At 69.0% G+C, this 1221-nt stretch carries 2 protein-coding genes; both read left to right on the top strand.

Annotated elements, in window-relative coordinates:
* The first annotated feature begins 60 nt into the window (after positions 1-60).
* Positions 61-843, top strand: coding sequence for a 23S rRNA (uridine(2552)-2'-O)-methyltransferase (locus tag BN903_RS14520; protein ID WP_048078409.1), 783 nt, complete (start codon positions 61-63; stop codon positions 841-843).
* A gap of 137 nt (positions 844-980) precedes the next feature.
* A partial coding sequence (locus BN903_RS17730; protein WP_048078408.1) for a hypothetical protein occupies positions 981-1221 on the top strand: 241 nt, incomplete at its 3' end.

The following is a 1221-nucleotide window of genomic DNA, read 5'->3' as shown; positions in this document are numbered from 1 at the left end:
GAGCGCCGATTCGTCCGCCGTTTCGACGGGGGTTCAGCACCGAACCACGGTGAGCCACAGATGAGCGGGAAAGACGACTACTACAACCGGTCCAAACAGCAGGGGTACCGCGCCCGCTCCGCCTACAAGCTGAAACAGATCGACGAGGAGGCGGCCCTGTTCGACCGCGGCGACACCGTGGTCGATCTGGGGGCCGCGCCCGGCGGGTGGCTTCAGGTCGCCGCCGAGGAGGTGGGTGAGGGCGGCACCGTCGTCGGCGTCGACCTCCAGCGTATCGACGAGTTCGACGACCACGACGTCGAGACGATCCGCGGCGACATGACCGAAGAGCGGACCCGCCACTATCTGCGGGAGGCGGTCGACGAGGGCGGCGCGGACGCCGTCGTGAGCGACATGGCACCCAACATGACCGGCGAGTACAATCTCGATCACGCCCGGTCGGTCCACCTCGCGCGGCAGGCGTTCGAGGCCGCCGACGAACTGCTCGCGTCCGGCGGCGACTTCGTCGTGAAGGTGTTCCAAGGCGAGGACCTCGACGCCTTCCGCGACGACGTGAGCGAGGCGTTCCAGTACGTCCGCACCGTCTCGCCGGACGCCTCGCGGGACGCCTCCTCGGAGGTGTACCTCGTCGGGAAGGGGTACACGCGGTCGCCGGTCGCCGAGGGCGACCGGGTCGAGGTGACCGTCGAGGAGGAGGGCGACGAGGGCGACGGCATCGCCTACGTCGACGGCTACACCCTCTTCGTCGACGGCGACGTCGGCGAGACGCTCACCGTCGAGGTGACTGACGTTAAGCCGCGGTTCGCCTTCGCGGAGCGCGTCGACGCGGACGAGACGAACTGAGCCGGACGGACGGCCCGCCTCGAAGCCATCCGTCGATTTTTTGGACTCGAACGCGGGGGACCGCGCTCGTCAGACGGCTATCAATCCGAATAATCTGACTCTGAGACTTATGTACTCCTGCGGGCGAGTGGCGACAGATGAACGGCGACGACGCGAGTGACCGGTCCGATCGGGGTCCCGCCGACCGGGACCGTTCGACGGCATCGATCGACTCGGACGCGGCTCTCGACGGCGGGGTCGCGTCCGGCAAAACGACGGCTGCTTCCCGAACCGCTTCCGACGACGAGGTCCCGGTCGCGGCCTTTCGCGAGGTCGCGGCGCGGCTCGCCGACGGCGACCTCGGGGCCCGGTTCCCGGCCGAGGAGACCGACGGCGAGG

The sequence above is a fragment of the Halorubrum sp. AJ67 genome, assembly GCF_000513435.1.
The sequence above is the reverse complement of the archived record's forward strand: the minus strand, read 5'-3'. Positions and strand labels throughout refer to the sequence as shown.